Source organism: Cytobacillus sp. IB215665, from assembly GCF_033963835.1.
In the GTDB taxonomy this organism is placed as follows: Bacteria; Bacillota; Bacilli; order Bacillales; family SM2101; genus Nanhaiella.
Genome location: NZ_JAXBME010000020.1, coordinates 43,884 through 63,391, shown reverse-complemented (window position 1 = coordinate 63,391; position 19,508 = coordinate 43,884). Strand labels below are relative to the sequence as shown.

The following is a 19,508-nucleotide window of genomic DNA, read 5'->3' as shown; positions in this document are numbered from 1 at the left end:
GATCATCCTTTACTTAAAATGTATATTTAATTTGTTGTTTCTCTTCATGTCGTTCAATTGCTAATTGCACAAGCTTTTCAATTAATTGAGGGTATGTGACACTAGAATGTTGCCATAATAATGGAAACATACTAACTGGTGTAAAGCCTGGCATTGTATTCACTTCATTAATAAAAACTTCACTATCTTGTGTTAGGAAGAAATCAGCTCTGACTAGACCTGTGCCATCAATTGCCTTAAATGCTTTAATAGCCATTTCATGAATCTTTTCATACTCTGATGTTGTTATATCGGCTGGGATGATTAGCGCAGTATCTCCGTCTTCGTATTTTGCCTTATAATCGTAAAAATCGTCTTTAGGTACAATCTCTCCCGCAACCGAAACCTCCGGTTCATCATTACCAAGTACACCTACTTCAATTTCACGACCAACTACTGCAGCTTCAATAATTATTTTACGATCATAAGTGAAAGCCTCATCGAAAGCCTCCACCAAGCTATCACGGCTATTACATTTACTAATCCCTACACTTGATCCTAGGTTTGCAGGTTTTACAAAGCATGGATAACCCAGCTGCTCCTCTACTTGTTCATATGCTTCTTCCTTTAACTTATGCCACTCGTTACGAGTGAAGCCTACATAATTCACTTGTTTTAGCCCCGCTTGGGCAAACAATTGTTTCATAATCACTTTATCCATTCCCGTTGCTGATGCTAATACTCCGTTCCCAACATAAGGAAGGTTCAATAATTCCAATAGCCCTTGCACAGTACCATCTTCTCCATTTGTCCCATGGAGTAATGGGAAAATGACATCAAGTGAATCCTGATTGCCATCAGCACTTCGTGAAGATTTGAAAAGCTCATTAGCAAAAGTATTAGGGACAATTGAATTTTCTTCCGAGACTAATGTTAAAGAACTTACATTATCAACTGAATCTGTAATTTGCTTACCACGGACCCACTCCCCATTACTCGTTATAAAAATGGGATGGATTTCAAATTTATCTTTATTTAATGCCTTAATAACAGCAAGTGCTGTTTGCAATGAAACTTGATGTTCAGCTGATTTCCCTCCGTACAGCAATCCTAATTTTATTTTCATATAACAAACCTCCATAATTTAAATAATACATAGACACCTTGTTAACCCCATACAAGAGTTGCAACCATTTCACATGATGGACTAAGCAACTTGAGGCGATGAGCGCCTAAAACTGGGATTCCAAATGTGTAAAGCGACGATTTATAGGTGACAAGCTTAAAATAAGCTGGCGAAAAAGATACTTGTTACATTATTGAAAGATTGACTTATGGCCTCAGACGCTTGAAGCTCGACAATAATAAGCTTATACAATAGAGATAAATCTATTTAAAATGCTCTTTTCGTAAACTCTGTTGCTGTTTTTACTAAAAATGACATTTAAGATGCGGTGTTTTACCCATCCTCACAATCTTATAGTAGAAAAGGTACAACAGAAGGTAGATGTTTACGTTTTTATGTCTTAGTAGGTCAATGCGAAAACAGCCATTTTGGAATTATACTTGATTTCTATTATATCATGTTGCACCTAACTTTACGTTTCGGTTAATACACTTATATGTGATATGATGCTTGTATCACAACCTGAAAGCGAACCTACAACAGCTAATGGTAAGTGGTCTGTAGTTTTTATTCCATATATATAAAATTTATTATATAATGATAATCATCCTAATAATTCCATCTAATACATTAAATAACTACGAATCTTACAAAGAAAGGTGTTAACTATGTCTTCAATTTTAAATAATTTCCAAAATTCGGTTAATGAAGTGTTGATTGGCAAAGAAAAAGTGACTGAGCTTTTGTTAGTATCCATTCTAAGCAAGGGTCATGTTCTTCTAGAGGATGTTCCTGGTACAGGAAAAACAAAACTAGCTAAAACGTTTGCTTCACTCATTAATGGCTCTTTCCAACGAATACAATTCACGCCTGATGTACTTCCAAGCGATGTTACTGGTATTCAATTTTTCAATCCTAAAGAACAGGATTTTCAATTACGCTTAGGTCCAGTAAATACAAATATTTTACTAGCTGACGAAATTAATCGAGCAACACCTCGTACACAATCCAGCTTACTTGAGGCAATGGAAGAGCGACAAGTAACAATTGATGGTAGTACATACAAATTACCAGAGCCATTCATTGTATTCGCCACCCAAAACCCTGTTGAATCGCACGGAACATTTCCATTGCCAGATGCTCAACTTGACCGATTTTTTATGGTTATTCCTGTCGGCTATCCTTCATTTGATGAAGAGAAAGAAATGATTAAACGCTATCGCAATGAAGACCCGCTTAAACATATACAAAGTATTGTTGATTCAACACTACTATTAAACTACCAAGATGAGATAAAACAAATCAAAATATCTGAAGATATTGAAACATATCTTCTCGCCATTATCCATGCAACACGACAATCTGATCTCATTGAAACAGGCGTAAGCCCACGGGGTACATTAGCTTTCATGAGAGCCATTCAAGCAAGAGCTTTTCTCAAAGAGCGAGATTATTGTATCCCTGAAGATGTTAAAGAACTCGCACCATACATATTGAGTCATCGGCTTGTTCTTTCAACAGAAGGTATGTTAAAAACACAATCTCATGAAATCATACAGCATATTATAGATTCAGTTGAAGTACCGGTTGAATCAGGAGCCACACTATAATGAATTGGTATAAAACTGTACACATACCTACCATATTTTCTCGATCTATTTGGTTGGTTTCTTTATTGCTATTTATCGAATTCATCTTTATCAAATCTAATATTTTATTTTTTTGTATTTTCCTATTGTGCTCATTATATTTTTTCATCTATTTATATTTGAATAATATAGGGAAGTACATTCGCATTGAAGATGAGAAGACGACCATAAGAATGTTTCCAAACGATGAAGCTACATTGTATTTGAAGTTGCATCATAAAGGTATCCTACCATTACTTCAAGGAAACGTAACGTTTACATGCAATAATACAATAAAATGTACAAATATCCCTAAATTGTACGATAATGTTATGGTTAAGAGGTCACCTTATAAACTACCTCTTACATATCAATACAAGTCATCCAAATCATATCCTGTAAACATCGTTGCCAATAAAAGAGGGGTCACACGTATAAGAGAGATTAATTTACAAATATTTGACCCATTTTATATAGGAACGGTATCACACTATAATACTTGGGGGATAGGACAAGAAATACTTGTTTATCCAGAACCAAAACCGTTAGCAAACATACAAACATTTAGTAAGATGAGGGCTGGAGAACAAATTTACCCACATTCTTTATTTGAGGACGTATCACGTATTAGAGGTGCAAGAGAGTATGCTGCCAATGACCCATTTTCACGTATACATTGGAATTTGTCCGCAAAGAACGGTCAGCTGATGACTAAGGAATATGACAAAACAGTCTACCATAAATGGACGATCATATTAAATGTTTTAAAAGATCGTCAAATGTCATTTGATTTGTCAGAAGAGATGGAGGACTACATAAGCTATGTTGCATTTATATGTCAATATGCCTACAAACAAAATATCCCTTTTGAAATATACGCAAATGTAGTTACAAACAGTAATGATTCAATCTTCCATTTGGAGCCAGGAACTGGGGGGAAACACCTATCCATTGCACTCGAAATGCTTGCAAGAATCAATGAAGGTAACTACATAAAGCATATTAACCATTTTTTCCACTCTCTAGACAGGAGAATTGATGAAGATGCAATCGTGCTATATTTCGGTGATTATGGATCAACCATTGCAAACTACCTTGCATCCTGGTCACGTGGTGGTATGTCAATATTTAATGTGGAAAACGATGAAGAATACGGATATTTACAGCCATTCAAGTTAAGGAGTGATGCACTTGCTTAACTGGTTTAAAGCGAATTACGTCCCTTTTATAAATTATCTTTACGAAAGTTTGATCGTGTATTTCTGTATAGTCATATTATCTTTGTTCACTAATGAGATAGTACCAGTAAGTTTATTTTTTTTACTATATGTCGTGGGTGCAATCCCAATTGCAATGATCATATATAAAATGGAGGGAAAAGCCTTTCATCAAGGCGCCTTATTATACATCCCATTTCTATTTGTTGTTGCCTTATTTCTTAATATCCCAGTAATTGAAGCAGCTGCAATCTCTATCGTTTCTGTTTGGAGGCTTCTAGTTCATCTTAAATTAAGAAAATGGGAAAGTTTTGAGAAGCATATGATCGTTTCGATGTTAGTCATCCCTATTGTATTAGTATTAAACAGACCCGAAATGTTGTATTTATTAGTAGTACAGGTATTATTCTTCCCAATCGTTAGGCGGGAAAATAATGAACTGTCAGGAGGTCAGACGGCGAACCGGTTATGGGGATTACTTTCCCTATTAATCGTTATCACGATCGTTTTTGTTGGTAAAATTATTATTCCGATGATTTATAAAGTAGTGACACTTGGCATTGCATATGTTGCTACCGGAGCTTTTATCGCAATAACATGGATCGTTTCGAAATTACCATTACCTCCGTTGACAATTCCAGAACTATTCGAGACCGAAGGTAAAGAGGAAGAACCATTAGTCCAGCTAGTGCAAAATAATATTAATCAAGACGCTACTGGAAATAACACTGTTATGTATGTTTTGATTGTTATTATTGTAGGGTTAGTTATTTATCTTTTATTCAAAAGAAAAGCTCATGCTACAAATGACCCTTCTCATAAAGTACAACCGCTAGCCATTAATAACGACGTTAGTCATACAACCATTATGTATGGTAGAGGAATGTATTCATCTCATGGAAATCGAATGATTCGGAAAAGGTTTGACCGTCTTGAACATTATATGGCTAAAAAGGGAAGAGGTCGAAAAGTCAATGAAACTGTCCATGAATGGCTACACCGTCTAGACATCAATCATATTCACGTAGCAGAATTTGAAGCGATTTATAAAAAAGCACGATACGGAGAAGTAGATGTCTCTAAGAAAGAAAAACAACAATTTACACAGGCGATAAAAGAGATTAAAAGTCATTCTTCTTAATTTATGAAAAGCCAGTACCTTTAGTTCAACAACGGTACTGGCTTTTGTTCATTTTTACTAACCTTCTATATAATAAACTACATACAACAATTAATAGTAAGCTATAATTAGAGGCTGTTTCCTATCTTAATTTTAGCAATAATAATAGCAAACTTTTGTGATAACTTTTTCTTTGTACGTTACTCAAATTCAAACAACAAAGTTAACTAACAGAGCATTTTTATCTTTGTCTTATAAGCAACAAAGTTAATATCTTTGTCGTATATAACCTCATCTTGATGTTCAAATATAAGTACAACAGCAATCGAATAGGGCAAATTTAAACAAACGTTTAATTAAATAATCATGTCCATACGTTATCTAGTTTATCTGCATAAAAGAGAATAGCTTTTTGATATTGCTTAATACCCTCATCATTTGTTAATTCAGCCAGGTTACGCAATAAAACTTCCATTGATTCTTTGTGATGTCCCAAATTGTATAAAGCCATAGCATAAAAAGGATAAAACTCATTTGCATGTGGGAATTCTTTTAAGCCATTTTCTAACGTTTCTTTTGCTAGATTGTATTTACCTATCGTTCTATATGTGCTCCCTAATCCTAATAATGCTCCCCTTTTGTCTTCCCCAGCTAAACCAGTTTCTAGTGCTCTCACATAATAAGGGACCGCTTCAACTTCAAGTCCAAGTACATCATGTGACCAAGCACATTGATATAGCACAGTTGGATTGTTAGGTTCTTCATCAACAAGCTTTAGCATTAACTCCTTTGAAGACTCTAAATGACCTTCTTCCCTCAGCTTAATTGCTTTTTGTAATGTAGACATAATTTTCCATCCCCTATCAATACCTCATACTTATTCACCATTAGTAATTCAGCTTATCTTCTGATTTTATGTATATTCCCATTTTTGTATTTTAGCCTTGTTCTTAACCCCATTCATGCTATTATCCTATTTCATACGTCATTTATTCCATATGATTTTCATTGAGATGTTGTTTATACACAAGCAAAATAAACCTTACATTCATATAATAGTTAAAATTTATGTATGAGGGGTGTTTGAATTGCTAAATTTGATAAAGCTCTTTGCGCTAGTCATCTATACGATTCTTGATCCAAAAACCGTATCGGTTCATATAAATACATTGGTTGGTAGCCAAATTTAATTTCATGAGTTGATTTTAGCAATAATATTAATTACAAAAACAATATAGATTAACAGTACGATAAAGCTGAGAGTATGCTTTTCCCAATACCACTTTTTTTGTCTGTTTGCCTTTAATTTTAGAAGCATGTCTTGCAATACCTCTTCATGACGAGATATTCTCCACCACCGCTTAATAGATATATTTATCGTCGTCCTTTTATGACCTCTTAGAGGGTGCCAACTCATCACTACTTTCGCTCGGTCATTGACTAAGTCAAATATGTACTTATCATCCACATCATCTTCCTTCTCTTCATATACGATTTGTAAATGATCTAACACTTCTTTAATGATAGCTTTTACCTCTTGCTGTGTAATCTCATAAACTGATATACTTCTTCCACCATAATAAAATCTCAAAAAAAGGATGACGAAAATGAAGAAAACAAAAATTAGATAAAAGTTTATATTCGCCATAATATTACCGAATTTTTGAAAAATAAACGGAAATAGAATGGTTACAACTACATTCATGAGAAAAAAAATCTTAGATTCCATAACGACGCCATAATTTTTCCGGGTACTAATAACCTCCAAGACTACTCCCCCAATGAGAACGAAACTTAAAATGATCATCATTATAATGATCACGTAAAGCTGGGACTCTTCCACTTTCTTCACCTCTTACAACAGCCAAAGGTGTGTCGTATAAAACATCTCCCTCTGTAATCAAACAACAACGCTGTTTTCACATTGATTATTGCTTTTCACTCTATGCTATAAGCACGTATTATTCCTCTAGACTTCGGGGCATCTTTTCTACTTTTTATAATTATGAACCATTATAAATGTTGATTATTCTATCCAATTTTAATAAAAATTTCAGCATAGTTTACGAAAAGAGCCTTACAATCTAATCAATTTTTGCCCACATTTCTTGGGGGTTTAATTCATAAATTCCTTTTTCCCTATACATATAATGTCCCATAATAAGCTCTCTACGTAAAGTCGCATAATCATCATGAAATTGTTTAATATGTTCATTAATCTCTCTTTCGGTGTACTTTCTTCCCTGCTCTAGCCCTTTAATAATATATTCTAAGATAATTAACTTCTTCTTTCTTTGTGCTGGTATCGTTTTTAATTTCCCATCACTCGTAACAAAATTATTTAGTATTGCTTGATTATTTGTATCACGACTCATACCTATTTCTCCCTTGTGGTTAATAACATTTATTAGTGCTAACGATTTATGTTCTAGATCTTTCTTGTTTAAATAAAAATAAATCGTATTTTTCTCCCTTTTTTCTTTAATGAGTCCTAGATCTCTTAATTTAGTAACATGATGAGTAATCGTCGGTGGCCTTAATCCTAACTTTCCCGCTATTGCTTGACCATGTAACGGCCCTTGTGCCAACAACACTAAAATCCGAATTCTTGTGGGATCTCCAAGAACCTTATGAAACTGAACAATCTTTTCTAGTTGCACGCTTTACCCTCCATTCAATTAGATATTCATCTAATTAGATATTAATCTAACTTTAATGCCATGTCAATTTAGAATTAATTTTTTTTGCTATCCTCACCTCACCAACCCTATTGTTAGGGGCTTTTGCAAACTATGTTGCTATTCCTAAAGAACAACAGCACGACGTAGATACGATTACTGATATAGGGAAGTAATTTATTAACAAATCAATAAATTACTTCCCTATATTATGAATTAAAGAAAATGACTAAAATAAGGACATATGTCCTTTCTTCTTACTTCACTTTTATATTTTAATTAATCTATAACGAATTTGAGAGGAAGGGATATCATGAAAGGTTTATTATATTCACTAGCAGCAGGAATTTTTATAACTTTACAAGGTGCTTTTAATGCCCGGTTAAGTGATGATCTAGGACCATGGCATACGACCTCACTCATTCATTTGATTGGATTTATAATTTCATTCGTCATTTATTTGTTTGTGAGAGATGGACAAAGAGGTGGAATTCAAAAGACACCATTCCTATACCTTCTAGGTGGAACCTTTGGGGTTATGATCGTATTCGGACAAATGACCGCAATCAACCTTATAGGTCCCACTTTTGCTGTTGCAGTACTATTAATAGCTCAGTTATTTTCAGCATTCATTATTGAGACTAAAGGTTTGTTTGAAGAGCAAAAACAGCGCATCACTTGGTCAAAGTTGCTTGGTATTGCTTTAATGTTTTGTGGAGTGATTGTCTTTAAAATTTAATGAAGATTGGTGATACATGATGGACAAGGTTAATAATCCAAGTTTACTAATACAAAATCTTAATTACCATCAGTTAGATTCCGTTTTTTCACAGGAAACCCAAAAGAAGATGACATTACATCGTTTCGTTAAAGGAGAGACCTTATGCACAAGAGGAGATACATTAAATCATATGTATTTTCTAGTAAAAGGAAAAATTAAAATATATACGATTTCTCCTGAAGGAAAGACAAGGATAGTACGCTTCAAAAAACCTATAGCAATCATTGGAGATATAGAATTTATTAAAAAAAACAAAGTGATTTATACAGTTGAAGCTGCTTCTGATGGCTATTTAATCGGAGTATCGTATGAGCAAATTAGAAATAAAGAGGAGAACCGAGTCACTTTTGTGAAATTTTTACTTGAAATAATGACCCATAAATTTTTTACTGAATCCCAAACATCTAGTTTAAATATACTTTACTCTGTCGAAGTGCGGCTTGCAAGCTATTTACTATCGATTTCATCTGATGAAGAGGGTTCATTATTTCATCAAGAAATGAGAACATCGAACTTAACTGAGCTAGCTGATTTAATTGGGACGAGCTATCGACATTTAAATCGTGTCATTCAAAAACTAGATGAAGAAGGTGTGATAGAGCGTAGAAAAGGTTCAATTTACGTAAAAAACCTTAGTCTATTAAGTGAACGAGCAGAAGGGAATATTTATGAATAACTAGGGAGGAATAATATGCAAGGCGTTATATTATCAATCGTTACAGGTATATTGATTAGCATCCAAACCGTATTTAATGCAAGAGTTAGTGAACGTGTAGGTTCATGGGCAACGACTACACTCGTTCTAGGATTAGGCTTCATAGCCTCATTACCCATCTTTTATTTGAATAATGATACTAGTTTATTCAAATTAGAAAATATAAATAAACTCTATCTCTTTAGCGGAGTAATTGGCGTAGGAATTGTATTTTGTATTATGAAAGGTATTCGACATATTGGGCCAGCTTATGCTGTTTCTGTTGTTTTAGTATCACAGTTTACTGTAGCGCTTCTCATTGATACCTTCGGTTGGTTTGGGTTTGATACAATGACGATTACATGGAATAAAGTAGTCGGAATATGTATTATTCTATTAGGGATCATCCTTTTTAAACTAAAACGATGATTTTATTAAGCAGTACAAATACAACTGTATACATGAAGGCTCATTGTAGCCTTCTAGTACATAAATATGGTCACCTTTGAGGCAAGAAAACTAAAGAATTAAGTTTTTCAGGTCTGTATTTCCAACAAATGAAGCTAAAAACGATAACGTGCGATATTTTCAAGGAGTAGCGATAAAACCAGTTTTTATCCCTTTTTTAAACCCTGCACGTTCGTAAAAAGATAAAGTCTCTTCTTTTTTGGAGCCAGTAAGGAGCATCACTTTATAACAGTTTTGTTCCCATGCAATATCCAACGCTGCCTGCAATATCTTCATTCCATACCCTTTACGTCTATAATTACTGTGAGTAACCACATTTTCTATTAAGCCATAAGGACGTGCGTTCCTCGTCAAATTCATTATAATGTTTAGCACACATGATGCAACTAGCTGACCATTTTTATCTGCAACGATATAGTATGTATGAGGGTTACAGCAAATTTGCTCCCATAAAGGTGCTATATCGGTAGCAGATAGTTCTGGATCATCTAAGTTCAAATGTTTATACAAATGTAATAATGATTGTAATTCTTCACGTTTAATTGGTCTTATGCAAACCTCATCAGTCATATTAATCACACCTCGATAGTCATGTTATTGTATGGCTCTTTTCGTGAAATTTTTTCTATTATCACCAAATTAAGACCATAAAAAGTGGCTTATCATTTTACAGAAGGAAAGTTGGCACGAAAGCTAGATGTATACGTGCTTATATCTTTAAACGAAAACAACTATACTTGCGAAAAAACCATAATTTAAAGAAGCAAATAGCCTATTATATCTCCTTAACTATAAACGAAGATCCTTTCGATCAATGAATAGCACTAATTTACAAAAGAGACTGGATAAGCATCCAATCTCTTTCCATTTAACATATGTCATTTAACCTCTACCTGATTGTTTATTATAGTTTCTTATTATCATACCAGTAGACCTCATCATGCCAAACTTTTCATAGTAAGGCTGAAGGTCCTCATCACACATCACGTCTATCATGTATATGTCATTAAGCTCTTGAAGCATTCGAGTGACTAATTCCTTTCCAACCCCTTTGTTTTTGTATGTCGACAACACTTCTAGCAAAGGAATGTAAGCAGAAAGAACGCCATCACTTATAGCTGTAATAAACCCAACAACTTGATTATTTGTTTCTTCTATTGCAATGACAACTTTATAGCTATTTGTCAACAACCTGAAATGTGTTTCTGGACTAGGCGGATTCGGCCAATCTACAAAGAAACCTTCTAGCATTTCATGAGTAACTCCATCAAGTGACGATGTATATTTCAAAATTTCCAGCTCCCTAATGTCTTTTTAGTAAAATATTTGTTAACAGATGGGTATTAAAAATATAATAACAACGATAAAACCTCCTGCTTGAAAAATGCATGCTCTTACTTTATTCTACGATGTATTCAAAAATCCTCTTTGGCTTTTATGTTACTCTTTTCTACTAAAATACGGACCTAATCCCCCTTTTTCATGTGTAACAACATATGTCCAACTAAAATGTTCATCTACTATATAAACATCCTGTTCATCTTTAAAATCATTCGCACATATGTGAGCAGCATTTTCTATGAGTAACACCATATTTATTTGCTGATAAAATATATAACATGTCCCTTAAGGTTCATTATTAAATACAAGATCGGCTTCTTCCCCTTGTAAAAACGACACCTTCTTAAAGCTAAAAAGATGCCATAAAAAACCTCCGACACTGTTTAGGTATATCTTCACTTTTTCACTTTCATTCAGATGATTCGCAAATGTCTTCTCCCACTTGCTACGTAAATAAGACCCTTTATCATGTATTTCTTGTACTTCAATATGCTTACTTTTAAGATTTATTAATAATTCATTAACTCTGCCATGTAAAAACTGTTCTAAACTCATACTTCCTCCAAGCTGTTAAATAACCCAGTTTCCATCAAGGAAAATCGGCTCAACTAGTCCTTCAACAGTTTCACCGTCTATATGAAGTTTATCAGATCCAATCATAAAGTCTACATGTGTGATGCTGTCGTTAAACCCAATTTGTAGTAGTTCTTCTTTACTCATTTGTTTTCCGTTTTTAATACAAATAGGCAATGCATTACCTAATGCAAGGTGACAAGATGCATTTTCATCATACAAAGTGTTATAGAAAACTAGATTCGAATTAGATATTGGTGAATGATGTGGTACTAACGCTACTTCCCCAAGGTATGAAGCACCTTCATCTGTTTCTAATAGACCTTTCAATGCCTCAAAGCCTTCCTCTGCAGCAAAATCTACAACCTTCCCATCTTTGAATGTCAGACTAAAATTATTAATAATTGTACCATTATAATGAAGGGGCTTAGTACTCGACACCTTCCCATTCACACCCGTTTTCACAGGAATAGTAAATACTTCTTCCGTAGGTAAATTAGGCACAAAGTTTGTTCCTTTGTCGTTTGTGAATTTTGCACATAACCATTGATGTGCATCTGGTAATTCAATCGTTAAATTGGTACCAGGCCCGCTGTAATGCAATTTTTTGTATTTTTTCTTATTTAAATAATTCGCACGTTCATTTAAGGAACTAATATGATCTTTCCACATTTCAACTGGTTCTTCATTATTAATGCGTGTAACTGCAAAAATTTGGTCCCAAAGCTGTTCAACAGCTTCTTCTTTATTTAAGTTCGGAAATATCATCTGCGCCCATTCAGGTGTAGGCACTGATACAATTGCCCAGCTTATTCTTCCCCCACCTATATAACCTTGAAACTCTTTCATAGCTGCTCTTGCAGCCTTTGTTGCCACCGCTACACGATTTGGATCAATATCCTTCAACAGTTCTGGGTTTTGAGCATAAACGTTTAAATACGCTACATTTTCCTCGGCCATATCTAGTAAGCCCTTCACTTTCCATTGTGGAAAGCTCTTCAACCCCTCTTCAGGTGCTAGTTCATATTTAAGTAGATCTAGTTGGCTATCTATGTATTCGACTAATACATCCTTTGCTCCAGCTTTAAAAGCTTGCTCCACCACTTTATGAACGAAATCTGTTGCCTCTATAGGCGTGTTAATAAAAACAGTTTGACCCTTTTGAATATTTAAACCGACTTGTACTACAGTCTCAGCGTATTTTTCTAATTTCATATCAAAATTTATCAAAGTCATTACCTCCTAAATAATCCTCATATATTCATTTACATAATTTTAATGAAACCACTATTTATTATCGCATAATAGTTAAATTACACTTGCCAATAAATTTGAATAACTCATTTATATAACTGTTTTCATTTTATTAAAAATGTTCTACCTATTATATACAATAACCTAATCTTCTTCCAATAGAAACCAAGTTCTTGACGAACACTACTGTAACATTTATAATTACAGTAATTATTATTATTAATTTGTTTTCGTACAAGAAAAACTTCACATAAATAAAAGCTGATGAAATCGTATAATACTACTTTGATCTGCTCCACTTTAGCAATATTTGCAACTAAGTTACAGAGCATTAATTACAAAGGAGGAATAAATTTGAAGCCTTTACTTATCGGTGATTGGGTGAAAGGTACAAGTCGTAATGATGAACTATTTCATGGTTTTATTGAATCTTTAGAAGGACAAACTGGAATCGTTCGTATTGTTCAGAGTGATAATCATGAACTTGAAGGACAATCCATTAAAATACCAATAACTACTATTTCAATTATTCAACACTCTGACTTACAACAAGAGGGTTATCTGTTAAACTTAATTGACATCGCACTTATTGAACGTGATGAAGAAGCTTTTATGAAGCTAACAGAAAAACTAAATGCTATTCGCAACAATAACAAAGAACTTGTTGGCGTTAAGAATGCTACAACAGCTGTAAGCGATAGAGAACTTAACCGTCAATAACTTTGTTCATACCATAAGGTGAAATTGCCTTTTTGACATGTAGTTAAGGGAGGGAGAAAAACAAAAATGAACAGTGAATTTTCACTTGCCGTGCATAGCCTCACATATCTTGCGTTATTACCTGGCAAAATGGCTACTAGTGACTATTTAGCCGAGAGCGCTTCAGTTCATCCAGTGAGAATACGTAAGATGCTCAGTTTACTCAAAAAAAATGGCTATATTAAATCAAAAGAGGGTGCAGGTGGAGGCTTTATACTTGCTTGTGAACCTAGTGAAGTAACATTAAAAGAAATTTATTCTATAACTTCTGAAGGAACTCTACAGCCAAAATGCTCCCAAGCAAATGAACAATGTATTATCGGTGCAAACATGAAGCATGTGCTTTTTTCCATCTTCCAAGACGCTGAAGAACATCTAGGCAATTTCTTAGGGCAATTTACAATTGCTGATATATTAGTTCAAATTAAAGAAAAAGATGCACAAAACATATAAGCAAATGACTTGGTTCGACCAAGCATTTGGTCTAAATGTAATAAATATAATTACAGTTCAGGAGGGATCATATCATATGAATATGAACGTTGTGTCTTATACAACTAATAATGAACAGATTTTTCAAGATCAAAATAAATTAGAAGCATACGGACAAAACCATCATGTCGAACATGGAACGGTAATATATAGTCCTCAAGCACCTATCAATTCTGTGTTATTTTTAGTAAAAGGAACGATCCTTTTAACAGATGCTGAAAAAGGTACAGAGAAAATAGTTCATGAAGGCGAATTTTTTGGTGACCGATCAATTTTTTCTTCAAAGAATATTAGTGCCAAAGCTTTGTCTAATGCTGAATACTTTCAAATTGATGCTTATAACTATGCTCAATTAATGGGAAATAATCCTAAGCTTGCTTTAAATATTGTTGAAGAGTTGTCTAATCAATATTTAGACAAACAAATTTCACAGCCTACAAATTTGTTACAAAAATTGAAAACATCAATACAATCATACAGATCGAAAAAACAAGTGGATATGCGTTACGAAGAATGTTTATAAATAATAATTAGTTTTTGTTGACTTTTCTAACTGTAACATCTAGAATTACAGTATAATATTAATTGTCAACAAGAATTGAATTTATATGACAGTTAATTGTAACAAAAAAAATTACATTAAATATAGGTTAGGAGAATTTAACTCATGACAACTACAAAAAAAGATATGTCTGCATTAGAAGTGATGAAAACACGCACATCAGTACGTAAATATGAAAAGGGACATGTAATGCCTAAGGAAGACCTAGAAGAAATTCTTAACTTAACAGTAACAGCACCATCTTCATGGAACTTACAACATTGGAAATTTATCGTTATTGACAAAGAAGAAGATAAACAACGCCTACTTCCAATCGCTTATAATCAAGAACAAGTTGTTGACAGCAGCGTAACGGTTGCAGTTTTAGGTGATTTACAAGCGAATGAAAATGCAGAAATCGTGTATGGCGAAGCAGTTAAAAAAGGCTTTATGCCTGAAGAAGCTAAAAATACATTAATCGCTCAAATTAACGGTGCATATGCTAGCATTCCTAACGCAGCACGTGATGAAGCAATTCGTAATGGATCATTAGCTGCAATGCAATTAATGTTAGCTGCTAAGTCACTTGGATATGACACTGTCCCAATGGGTGGGTACGATTCAGTAAAATTTGTTGAAGAATTTAATGTTCCGGAGCGCTACGTTCCTGTTATGCTTATTTCTATCGGTAAAGCAGCTGCACCAGCTCATCCGACACCTCGCTTCCCTTTAAAAGATGTTATTCTTTAATAAATTTTTTTAAAAAAACGCTTGGAAAACCAAGCGTTTTTTCTTTCATTTATTTATCCTTTAGATAGAACATTTCATAAATGTAGTTACTCAACTTCTTCCTCTTCTTTTAAAGACATGAAATGTACAGCTGAATTTGTTGAAGCATGTTCTTTAGCTGAATCACTCGCTTTTGAGTTTTCTTTATTCTCCAAAGATGGATTTGTTTTTGTGTCAACGTGATTTATTACTACAGTTTCTTCATCTTTCTTTTCTCCATCAGTAAATTCTTGTTCAACATCCTCTTCTAAAGCTAGTTCATTAAGCCCTTTAGTGATTTCTTCAGTTTCATCATTCACCACTTCTTCTATTGTAGCATGTACCGCTGAGTTAACTGACGCATGTATTTTAGCTTGTTGATTAGCTTTAATACTGGCTTTTGAGTTAGCTTTATGCTGTGAAGATGGATTTGTCTTTTTATCAGAATTAATTCTTCATCTACTTCTTCAGTATTTTCATTATCCTGACTATCTTCTTCACGACTAACTTCTTGATCCTCAGAATCATCTTCAGTTATACTTTCTTCACCTTTTTGAGGCTTTGTTATGATATCATCACTTTCAATATGTTCCTCAATTGATGCATGCACTGCTGAATTTTCTGAAGCTCTTTCTTTGGCTCTCTCACTTGCTCTTTCACTTGCTTTTGAGTTTGCTTTATTTTCTTTAGAAGGATTGTTCTTTTCCTTTGTCTTTACTTCATCAATATCATCACGCTCATCATATTTTTGAACACTTTGGATATCACTTATTTCTTGTTGTTCTGAAGCTTCACTCATACCTGCTCCAACTAATAGACTCACTGAAATTGCTCCCGCTACAACAAATGATTTAACAACCTTGTTCATTAATAATCTCTCCTTCTTCTTTTAGAATTTATTTTGATAATTAGCAAGAAGAAGATAAATCCGGTGGTTGAGAAGGAGGCGCATTTATCCATTGATTGCTCAATGCTTGAATATTTGAAACACTATCCGTCTTCTGTGAAATTTTAAATCTATGTTGATTTAATTCAAGTGCTTGTAATTGGTGATTTAAGTTAGACCCTTGCCCTCCTGCATCAGCAGAGCTAGGTGAACTGTGAAAGTTGTTAATGTTCACCACAACATAGAAATAGTCTAGTAGCATTCCTCTTTTACTTTGTTCTTCAGATTTTGAGTTATAGTTGGATGTACTTGACTTAGCTCTTTCTTGCATATTTTGTTCAGTCTTAGTCGAACTAATAATAGATTGCTTAAATTGTATGGCTTTCTGTCCATCATCACTATAGTTTACAACTTGATCAGATGGACTACCCTTTATCTTTTTCAGTTGGTTAGCCTTGTCCTTTGTCTTGTCTAGAACTTTGGTATTCTTAAAAGATTTTTTACCATTATTAGTCTTCTTGGTTGAATGGATGTTTTTATGATTTTCCTTAGCTTGATTCTGTTTTTCATTTTTCTTAGTTTTTAAAACTTCTTTTTGCGCCTGACTGTTATACGTTCCTTTTTCTTTGTTGTTATTTTTATTCTTGCTGTTTATTTTTATTTCAGCCTCTACTTTAAGGTCTTTATTAGCATTACCATTGCTTGCCCCAGACACGTAAGTAGGTATGACGAGAAATAAGGATATTAGGAACACTATAGAGGAAACAATACGATAGTCCACGTTTTCACCACCTTTCTTTGGTGACCCTACTATAGTAGTTCATTTTGACTTATATCTTTTTGTCGGTTGTATTTATCTTAACAAATATTTCAATTTATTCAGTTATTTTAAAATGTTATCTCAAATTAAAACGATATAACTATCATCGTTTTAAAGAGAAAAAACCTACTCTGAAATAGAGTAGGTTTAAAGCTTATTAATATTAAATCTCCTGGTTATTCAACAACTAATCCACCTTACGATTGTTCCTTTTACAAATCACAAATTTCTGTGTTAGCAATCTGCAAAAGCTCCTGCGCCATGATATCACATTCGCTAAGTGGAATTAACTCCTCAAAGGAATTATCATAAATTGATTGAATGCGTTTCGCCAAAACACTTCTGTCATTTAATTCATGTACGGCTTGTAGTACATCTATATTTTCAGTTTCATAAAAGCCAATACCATAGCCTAATGGGTCCCAGCTTTGTAATTTTAACATTAGCTTAATATTCGTATTCTCCATGCTCCTCACCTTTTATCTTACATATTTAACTTTAATAATAACGTGGTTATGACTTTATATCAATTTTCCTCATAATACTTGTTATGTGCACTAACGAGTTAATCACACAATTTAACATAAAATTATCATAGTTTACACATCATTCTTGTCTATTCTATAAGTGTAGAAACAATAATTACATCTCGTATGAGGAGGAAAAAAAGTGAAAAAAATTGGATTATTTGCACTTGCTGGTGCATTAACTTTAGGTGGAATAGGAGCTAGTCATGCATTTGCTAATGAGAACGGTGGTTTGTTTCAAAGAGGACAAAATCAAAAACAAGTGATGAATAAAGATAGTTTCGTTGATAAATGGAGTGAACTATCTGATGAAGAAAAAGAAACTAGGATTTTTGAAAGAGCAGCAGAGCTTGGGATTGATACTGATGGAAAAACTGTTGATGAAGTAATAGATTCAATTAACGATCAACGCCAACAGCGCCTATTTGACCGCGCAGAAGAACAAGGAATTGACACAGAAGGTAAAACTGCTGATGAAGTAAAGGAGTTACTCAAAGACCAAGCTCCTAGTGGTGAACGTAGTGGTAAAGCTCATAGCAAAAGAATGAACCAAAAACAATTTGCTGAAAACTGGAACACTTTAACTGATGAAGAGAAAGAAGCTAAAATTCTTGATCGTGCATCAGAACTAGACATAGATACGACAGGTAAGACAACTGAAGAACTAGTTGATTTATTGCTTCAACAGCGCCAAGATAGATTGTATGACCGAGCTGAAAAGCATGATATCGATACAGAAGGTAAAACACTTGAAGAGGTTAAAGAACTATTAAAAGAGGACATCTTAAATAGTATAAACTCTAATGATGATAGTCTATAAATAAAATTTCTTTATTAACTAATTGGAAGGCTCTTTTTGTACACTTTGTTGCTATAGCTCCTATAAAATTGAAGGAAAGAAAACATCGTTTTATAGAAGAAAAGATGCCCCGAAACCTAGTTGCATACAAGTTTATTTGTTAATACGAAAAACAATAATTAATACGAACATCGCTAATTAGAAAGAACTTCAGCAAAGCCAAAGGTATGCTATCTTTGGCTTTGCTTGATTATTTTCATAAAATATGTTCAAACTACTTTCATAACAAGCTGTTGTACAAATAAGAAGCCAGCCCAGCCAATAACCCCTAATCCGATTGAAAACACTAGTGGCATTGCTAATTTTAAACATATCCCAACAATTACTAGTAAAACAACTGTAGCTGGTATGCCGATTAGTACCCCTGTTGTAAATTTGCTTAAGTTCACTAACGATTCACCTTGGAATGATAGCCATATTAAGCTAAGTAAACTTACGAGAGGTAACGCAGCGATAATACCGCCATACGATGGATATTTGCGCGCTACTTCTGTCACAATACCAATAATCAATGCAGAAACTAAAATTTTTACCATCACGTACATTTAGCAGCCTCCTCCTGCAATATGGTAAATGCTTGATCAATCATTTGTAGCTGCTCTGGAGAAATAGATGAAAAGATAGCAGTCAATTTTTCCTCATCCAGTCTTGAATGCTTATGAATAATATCCAGACCTAGTTTTGAAAGAAATACATACACCCTACGTTCATCGTTATTATCTCTCATTTTGTTCACATAGCCTTTTTGAATAAGCCTCTTCACATGCTCGGAAGCAGTATTATGACTAATTTCCATATATTTTGAAATGTCCCCTATTGTCAATTTCCCCTTCTTCTCAAGATGCTGAAGTATGCGTATTGCTTGATGGGAGATCGTTTCTTTATGTGTCATATGCAAATAATAATATATATCAGTCCAAGCATCATTCACTCGTTTTACTTCATCCATTTAGGTTCACCTCTATAATATCTTATCATACGATATATCTGTTTATAC

General features: G+C 33.8%; 24 protein-coding genes and 1 pseudogene. 11 read left to right on the top strand and 14 right to left on the bottom strand.

The window, feature by feature from the left end; genetic code table 11:
- Positions 1–13: 13 nt before the first annotated feature.
- Positions 14–1,105 carry a D-alanine--D-alanine ligase gene (locus SLH52_RS19590; RefSeq protein ID WP_320210934.1) on the bottom strand — a complete coding sequence of 364 codons (1,092 nt, stop codon included), beginning with the start codon at positions 1,103–1,105 and terminating at the stop codon, positions 14–16.
- A 677-nt stretch (positions 1,106–1,782) separates the two neighbouring features.
- Here SLH52_RS19590 and SLH52_RS19585 point away from each other — a divergent pair.
- Genes SLH52_RS19585 through SLH52_RS19575 form a run of 3 tightly spaced genes read left to right on the top strand, consistent with a single transcriptional unit; the run spans position 1,783 to position 5,091 of the window.
- On the top strand, positions 1,783–2,715 hold the full coding sequence (locus SLH52_RS19585; RefSeq protein ID WP_214484444.1) for an AAA family ATPase: 933 nt from the start codon (positions 1,783–1,785) through the stop codon (positions 2,713–2,715).
- Positions 2,715–3,932 carry a DUF58 domain-containing protein gene (locus SLH52_RS19580; RefSeq protein WP_320210933.1) on the top strand — a complete coding sequence of 406 codons (1,218 nt, stop codon included), beginning with the start codon at positions 2,715–2,717 and terminating at the stop codon, positions 3,930–3,932. The genes SLH52_RS19585 and SLH52_RS19580 overlap by 1 nt, the downstream gene beginning before the upstream one ends.
- The gene (locus SLH52_RS19575; RefSeq protein WP_320210932.1) at positions 3,925–5,091 is read left to right on the top strand and encodes a hypothetical protein; all 1,167 of its coding nucleotides are present in this window, start codon (positions 3,925–3,927) and stop codon (positions 5,089–5,091) included. The genes SLH52_RS19580 and SLH52_RS19575 overlap by 8 nt, the downstream gene beginning before the upstream one ends.
- A gap of 343 nt (positions 5,092–5,434) precedes the next feature.
- Here SLH52_RS19575 and SLH52_RS19570 read toward each other — a convergent pair whose 3' ends face one another.
- From SLH52_RS19570 to SLH52_RS19560, 3 genes are all read right to left on the bottom strand, one after another.
- Complete coding sequence (locus tag SLH52_RS19570) at positions 5,435–5,917, bottom strand: tetratricopeptide repeat protein (protein WP_320210931.1); 483 nt, start codon at positions 5,915–5,917, stop codon at positions 5,435–5,437.
- A 345-nt stretch (positions 5,918–6,262) separates the two neighbouring features.
- Positions 6,263–6,838 (bottom strand): hypothetical protein, encoded by a 576-nt coding sequence (locus SLH52_RS19565; RefSeq protein ID WP_320210930.1) that lies wholly within the window; start codon positions 6,836–6,838, stop codon positions 6,263–6,265.
- A 316-nt stretch (positions 6,839–7,154) separates the two neighbouring features.
- Entirely contained in the window at positions 7,155–7,730 is a 576-nt protein-coding gene (locus SLH52_RS19560) for a metalloregulator ArsR/SmtB family transcription factor (protein ID WP_320210929.1), read from the bottom strand.
- Positions 7,731–8,061: 331 nt separating this feature from the next.
- Between SLH52_RS19560 and SLH52_RS19555 the strand changes: the two genes are divergently transcribed.
- From SLH52_RS19555 to SLH52_RS19545, 3 genes are read left to right on the top strand one after another with little or no spacing between them, the layout of a single operon-like run.
- Positions 8,062–8,487, top strand: coding sequence for a DMT family transporter (locus tag SLH52_RS19555; protein ID WP_320210928.1), 426 nt, complete (start codon positions 8,062–8,064; stop codon positions 8,485–8,487).
- 19 nt (positions 8,488–8,506) lie between these two features.
- Entirely contained in the window at positions 8,507–9,205 is a 699-nt protein-coding gene (locus tag SLH52_RS19550; protein WP_320210927.1) for a Crp/Fnr family transcriptional regulator, read from the top strand.
- Positions 9,206–9,220: 15 nt separating this feature from the next.
- Positions 9,221–9,652, top strand: a complete 432-nt coding sequence (locus SLH52_RS19545; RefSeq protein WP_320210926.1) for a DMT family transporter — start codon at positions 9,221–9,223, stop codon at positions 9,650–9,652.
- A gap of 159 nt (positions 9,653–9,811) precedes the next feature.
- On the opposite strand, the gene SLH52_RS19540 is transcribed toward SLH52_RS19545, so the two are convergent.
- The 4 genes and pseudogenes from SLH52_RS19540 to SLH52_RS19525 form a co-directional block, all read right to left on the bottom strand.
- Complete coding sequence (locus SLH52_RS19540; RefSeq protein ID WP_320210925.1) at positions 9,812–10,261, bottom strand: GNAT family N-acetyltransferase; 450 nt, start codon at positions 10,259–10,261, stop codon at positions 9,812–9,814.
- A gap of 312 nt (positions 10,262–10,573) precedes the next feature.
- The gene (locus SLH52_RS19535; RefSeq protein ID WP_320210924.1) at positions 10,574–10,981 is read right to left on the bottom strand and encodes a GNAT family N-acetyltransferase; all 408 of its coding nucleotides are present in this window, start codon (positions 10,979–10,981) and stop codon (positions 10,574–10,576) included.
- Between the two features lie 150 nt (positions 10,982–11,131).
- Positions 11,132–11,587 (bottom strand): annotated as a pseudogene (locus tag SLH52_RS19530) (DUF4275 family protein).
- A 15-nt stretch (positions 11,588–11,602) separates the two neighbouring features.
- Positions 11,603–12,841: an aminopeptidase gene (locus SLH52_RS19525; RefSeq protein ID WP_413785566.1), complete on the bottom strand. Its 1,239-nt coding sequence runs from the start codon at positions 12,839–12,841 to the stop codon at positions 11,603–11,605.
- Positions 12,842–13,213: 372 nt separating this feature from the next.
- On the opposite strand from SLH52_RS19525, the gene SLH52_RS19520 reads away from it, so the two are divergent.
- The 4 genes from SLH52_RS19520 to SLH52_RS19505 all read left to right on the top strand — a co-directional run bounded on the left by SLH52_RS19520 (position 13,214) and on the right by SLH52_RS19505 (position 15,401).
- Entirely contained in the window at positions 13,214–13,579 is a 366-nt protein-coding gene (locus tag SLH52_RS19520) for an IDEAL domain-containing protein (protein WP_320210922.1), read from the top strand.
- A 66-nt stretch (positions 13,580–13,645) separates the two neighbouring features.
- A complete protein-coding gene (locus SLH52_RS19515; RefSeq protein ID WP_214484412.1) occupies positions 13,646–14,071 on the top strand; it encodes an RrF2 family transcriptional regulator in 426 nt (141 codons plus the stop codon).
- A gap of 76 nt (positions 14,072–14,147) precedes the next feature.
- A complete protein-coding gene (locus tag SLH52_RS19510; protein ID WP_320210921.1) occupies positions 14,148–14,633 on the top strand; it encodes a Crp/Fnr family transcriptional regulator in 486 nt (161 codons plus the stop codon).
- Positions 14,634–14,777: 144 nt separating this feature from the next.
- On the top strand, positions 14,778–15,401 hold the full coding sequence (locus SLH52_RS19505) for a nitroreductase family protein (protein ID WP_320210920.1): 624 nt from the start codon (positions 14,778–14,780) through the stop codon (positions 15,399–15,401).
- Between the two features lie 86 nt (positions 15,402–15,487).
- Here the strand turns inward: SLH52_RS19505 and SLH52_RS19500 are convergent, their stop codons facing one another.
- The 4 genes from SLH52_RS19500 to SLH52_RS19485 form a co-directional block, all read right to left on the bottom strand.
- Complete coding sequence (locus SLH52_RS19500; RefSeq protein WP_320210919.1) at positions 15,488–15,739, bottom strand: hypothetical protein; 252 nt, start codon at positions 15,737–15,739, stop codon at positions 15,488–15,490.
- 8 nt (positions 15,740–15,747) lie between these two features.
- Positions 15,748–16,287 (bottom strand): hypothetical protein, encoded by a 540-nt coding sequence (locus SLH52_RS19495; protein ID WP_320210918.1) that lies wholly within the window; start codon positions 16,285–16,287, stop codon positions 15,748–15,750.
- A gap of 40 nt (positions 16,288–16,327) precedes the next feature.
- Entirely contained in the window at positions 16,328–17,086 is a 759-nt protein-coding gene (locus tag SLH52_RS19490) for a hypothetical protein (protein WP_320210917.1), read from the bottom strand.
- 251 nt (positions 17,087–17,337) lie between these two features.
- Positions 17,338–17,592, bottom strand: a complete 255-nt coding sequence (locus SLH52_RS19485; protein WP_320210916.1) for a DUF1871 family protein — start codon at positions 17,590–17,592, stop codon at positions 17,338–17,340.
- A 202-nt stretch (positions 17,593–17,794) separates the two neighbouring features.
- Between SLH52_RS19485 and SLH52_RS19480 the strand changes: the two genes are divergently transcribed.
- Complete coding sequence (locus tag SLH52_RS19480; RefSeq protein ID WP_320210915.1) at positions 17,795–18,472, top strand: hypothetical protein; 678 nt, start codon at positions 17,795–17,797, stop codon at positions 18,470–18,472.
- A gap of 248 nt (positions 18,473–18,720) precedes the next feature.
- Here the strand turns inward: SLH52_RS19480 and SLH52_RS19475 are convergent, their stop codons facing one another.
- Both SLH52_RS19475 and SLH52_RS19470 read right to left on the bottom strand, forming a co-directional pair.
- A complete protein-coding gene (locus SLH52_RS19475) occupies positions 18,721–19,056 on the bottom strand; it encodes a DUF3147 family protein (RefSeq protein WP_320210914.1) in 336 nt (111 codons plus the stop codon).
- Entirely contained in the window at positions 19,047–19,460 is a 414-nt protein-coding gene (locus tag SLH52_RS19470; RefSeq protein WP_320210913.1) for a MarR family winged helix-turn-helix transcriptional regulator, read from the bottom strand. The genes SLH52_RS19475 and SLH52_RS19470 overlap by 10 nt, the downstream gene beginning before the upstream one ends.
- Between the last annotated feature and the right edge of the window lie 48 nt (positions 19,461–19,508).